The 3901-nt window shown below is 63.5% G+C and carries 5 protein-coding genes; 2 read left to right on the top strand and 3 right to left on the bottom strand.

The features are described 5' to 3' along the window. Positions 1-168 precede the first annotated feature (168 nt). Positions 169-462, top strand: coding sequence for a hypothetical protein (locus VLE48_12760; protein ID HSA93876.1), 294 nt, complete (start codon positions 169-171; stop codon positions 460-462). 243 nt (positions 463-705) lie between these two features. Then, a complete protein-coding gene (locus tag VLE48_12755; protein ID HSA93875.1) occupies positions 706-1569 on the top strand; it encodes a hypothetical protein in 864 nt (287 codons plus the stop codon). A gap of 130 nt (positions 1570-1699) precedes the next feature. Here VLE48_12755 and VLE48_12750 read toward each other — a convergent pair whose 3' ends face one another. The 3 genes from VLE48_12750 to VLE48_12740 all read right to left on the bottom strand — a co-directional run bounded on the left by VLE48_12750 (position 1700) and on the right by VLE48_12740 (position 3734). Then, entirely contained in the window at positions 1700-2098 is a 399-nt protein-coding gene (locus tag VLE48_12750) for a hypothetical protein (protein HSA93874.1), read from the bottom strand. A gap of 78 nt (positions 2099-2176) precedes the next feature. After that, the gene (locus VLE48_12745; GenBank protein ID HSA93873.1) at positions 2177-2659 is read right to left on the bottom strand and encodes a DUF4149 domain-containing protein; all 483 of its coding nucleotides are present in this window, start codon (positions 2657-2659) and stop codon (positions 2177-2179) included. Positions 2660-2765: 106 nt separating this feature from the next. Then, the gene (locus VLE48_12740; GenBank protein HSA93872.1) at positions 2766-3734 is read right to left on the bottom strand and encodes a MoxR family ATPase; all 969 of its coding nucleotides are present in this window, start codon (positions 3732-3734) and stop codon (positions 2766-2768) included. Positions 3735-3901 lie beyond the last annotated feature (167 nt).

Raw genomic sequence — 3901 nt, 5'->3', positions numbered from 1 at the left:
GTTCACAGTTCATAGTTCACCCTTCGCAGTTGCCTTCATCCGCTTTCATCGGTGCCAACAAAGCGCGTGCCTTTCCCTCCGCCTGCCACCTGCTTCGTTGGCAACTCCCTTCCCGCCGCGCGCCTCTAAGCATGTAGGCGCTTTCATCAAGCAGCCGAAGGAAGAATCATGCCAGCGAACCCCAGCGCCGTGCGCCCCATCCGCTCGTCGGGCGAGACAGACGCCGGGCAGCGCGCAGGCTCCGCTCCGGCCGGGAACACCGAAGAGCTTCAGCCGCGCCGCACGCTCTTCCGCCTGCCCCGGCCCGACCGCCGCGTGGCGACTTCTGATCCTCCGCGCATGGACTGGCTGCAAGCCATCATCGTGGCCGGCGGTGCGGCCGTAGTGGCTTACCACCTCGGCTTTTTCCACGGCCAGGCCGAACAGCCCGACTCCGAGCCAGCCCCTCCGCGGCGCGGATAGTTCTCAGCTCTCAGAAAGACGCTCTCCGTTTCCGCTCTGCGCTTCCCGCGTTCCGCGTTCACTTCACAGTTCAGAGTTCACCGTTCGCAGTTGCCGTGATCCGCGTTCATCCGTGTGAATCCGTGGCGAAAAGCCTGTGCCTTTTCTGCTCTCCGCCTCCCGCCTCCTTCACAATTCCCCTCTCTTGGTGCATACTTCCACCGTCTCACGTCTCAGCCTCACCAATCCATTCAAGGAGATTCGATGAAAAGAGCCCTCTCGTTGTCCGTCCTTTGCCTCTGTCTGGGCGCCGCCACCATCGTCCAGGCGCAACAGGCCATGATGCACCCGCCCAAGGTGCTGGTCATCGGCCGCGAAGTGCTCAAGACCGGCAAGGCCGGCGTGCATGAGAAGTGGGAAGCTGGCTGGCCGCGCGCCTTTGCCAAGGCCAAGTCGTCCGTCCGCTACATCGCCGCTTCTTCCCTGACCGGCGAAGGCCGCGTGCTGTACCTGGTGGCCTACGACTCCTTCGCCGCCTGGGAAAAGGAAAACCAGGAAATCGGCAACAACGCCGCCCTCACCGCTGAGCTGGATATGCTGGCCGATAAGGATGGCGATTACCTGCAGGACAATCGCACCGCGGCCTTCGTTTACATGCCGGACCTCAGTTACAACGCCGACACCATTCCCATCGCCGGCACGCGTTACTTCTTCATCTTCTCTGTCCGCGTGAAGCCGGGCCACGGCGATCACTTCGCCGCCGTCCGCAAGATCGCCCGCGAAGCTCATGAGAAGGCCAAGCTCGACGAGCACTACGCTGTGTTTCACGCCGTCGCCGGCGCCCCGTCGAACCTCTACCTCATCTTCATCCCCATGAAGTCCATGGCGGAAATGGATGCGGCCCCGGCCATGCACGGCAAGGCCTATCAGGATGCGCTCGGTGGGGATGGTCAGAAGAAAATGGACGACTTTGCCGCTCAGGGTCTGGAAAGCGCCGAGGGGCACCTCTTCATGTTCAGCCCCAAGATGAGCTATCCGGCCCAGCCCTGGATCGACGCGGATCCCGACTTTTGGAAGCCCGCGCCCATGGCCAAGCCCGCAGCCAAGAAAGCCCCGGCTGCCCAGTAGTCGCAACCCATTGCGCAATTGCCGAAGTGCCGAATCTGGAGATTCAGATTCGGCACTTCCCGCGATTTGCCCCTCATGCTTCGAATCGGAATTGTTGGTTCACCCTTACGCGGCAACTGCATTCAACGATTCACTGACTCACTTCCTCCACTCCCAGCCACTTGAGCGCTTCTTCCATAGTGCGGAACACCCCCACCCGCTTCCTGCTCTCTCTTTCCATGCCGCGATAGGCTTGGAACATTCGCCCCAGGCCGTAGGCCACGTTGTGCGGGGCCACCATGGCGAACTTCGTCGCGGCCCCGCCCGCGTCCATGCGGGCAGCAAGACTCGCCAGTTCCAGCATCTGCTCAGGTGAGGCTGGGCCGAAGTGTTCCACCGCGCGCATGTCTGCCAGTTCGTTGAAACCCGCCACTTCGGGGTTCGACCATACGGCGCTCTGGTAGTTCCGCAGGTCTTCGTGCGTCACCGTTCCGCGGCCGGTGGCAATCACCAGCCGCCGTTCCCCGTCGATACGGTAGTCGATGGGCATGGCCCGGCCCCAATCACTGTTGTCATCCTGAGCGAGCCGTTGTTGCCTTCCGGCGACCGAAGGCCGTGCATGCCGCATTCATCTCGGCCGCACTCGCGCCAGCGACAGCACCACACCCACGCCCAGCAGCAGCACCGCGCCCTCGATCTGCGTCGATTGCCGGTGCAGGCGGTTGAATTCCACTCGCCGCGGGTCGTCGGGTGGCACTCTGTCGATTTCCACCATCGCCGCCCGCAACGCCTTCATCTTGGGCATGAGGAGGAACTGCGAGACCAGCGTCAGCCCCAGCATGCCGTAGATCAGCAGATGGCGCAGCGCAAACGGCCGCGCATACCCCGCAGTCAGCCGCCAGTGAACCATCGAGCTGGCTGCGAACAGCGCGCCTGCAGCCATCCCCATCAAGTGCAGCCGCGTCAGCGCCTCCACCACCACTGTGCCGGCCAGATGCCGCGACGCCAGCACGCTGAACAGCGTGGGCGCCACCACCGCGCCAAAGAACACGATCCCGCCCAGCCATACCGCCAGCGCCGCCAGCATCAGAAAACGCAGGGATTGAGTCATTGAATCATTTGAATCAGTGAATCATTGAGTCAGTGGAAAGGTCCTGGCTTCGGGGTTTTGGCTTTTCAATGATTCAATGATTGACTGATTCAATGAGCAAATCTTGCTACACCGGTACGGGTACCGAATCCACGATGTCCTTCAGGATCTGTTCCGCCTGTTCGCTCTTCTTCAGCGTGGAGGCGTAGCGCGCATTGACCACCACCCGGTGCGCGAACACCGGCACCGCCAGCGACTTGAAGTCCGAAGGCTGCGCGAAGCTGCGTCCTTCCACGTAAGCCAGCGCCTGGGCCGCGCGGAAAAGCATGAGCGCGCCGCGCGGCGAGACTCCCAGGGAGAGGTGTTCCGAATCGCGCGTGCGCCGCACGATCTCCAGCGTGTAGTCCACCAGCGCGTCGTCCACCTTCACTCGCGCGATCTCTTCCTGCATGGCGGTGACGTCGGCGCCGCTCATCACCGGGCGCAGGTGCTCCAGTTGCGCCATGCCGGCTTCCGAGCGCAGGATCTGCCGCTCACTCGCCGCCTCCGGATATCCCATCGACACCCGCATCAGGAAGCGATCCATCTGCGACTCCGGCAGCGGATACGTCCCGTGGTGCTCCACCGGGTTCTGCGTCGCGATCACCAGGAACGGCTGCGGCAGCGTGTAGCTGCGGCTGTCCACCGTCACCTGGCCTTCGTTCATCGCCTCCAGCAGCGCCGACTGCGTCTTGGGCGTGGTGCGGTTGATCTCGTCCGCCAAGAGCACGTTGGTGAACACCGGCCCCGGCTTGAACTCGAAGCGCTGCTCCTGCGCCGAGTAGATGGAGATGCCCACCACGTCCGAGGGCAGCATGTCGCTGGTGAATTGGATGCGCTGGAAGCTGCAGTCCAGCGCCCGCGCCAGCGCGTGCGCCAGCGTCGTCTTGCCCACGCCCGGCACGCCTTCGATCAGCAGATGCCCGCGCGCCAGGATGCCCACCAGCGCCAGCCGCACCACATCGTCCTTGCCGCGGATGATGGTGCGCAGCGCCTGCTCCAGCCGCGCTACCCGCGCCGCCCGAGTCTCCGTCTCGCTCTGTGTGCCCGCCGCCATTCGCTCTGTGTTTCTGCGTCTCTGTGGCTAGCTTTCCAGTTTCGCGTCCATCGTGATCTTCGCGTTCAACAGCCGCGAGATGGGACAGCCCGCCTTGGCGTTGGCCGCCGCTGTCTCGAACTTGGCCTTGTCGCCGCCCGGGATCTTCGCCGTCACGTCCAGATGGA

Source organism: Terriglobales bacterium, from assembly GCA_035454605.1.
Taxonomy (GTDB): Bacteria; Acidobacteriota; Terriglobia; order Terriglobales; family Acidobacteriaceae; genus DATMAB01.
The sequence above is the reverse complement of the archived record's forward strand: the minus strand, read 5'-3'. Positions and strand labels throughout refer to the sequence as shown.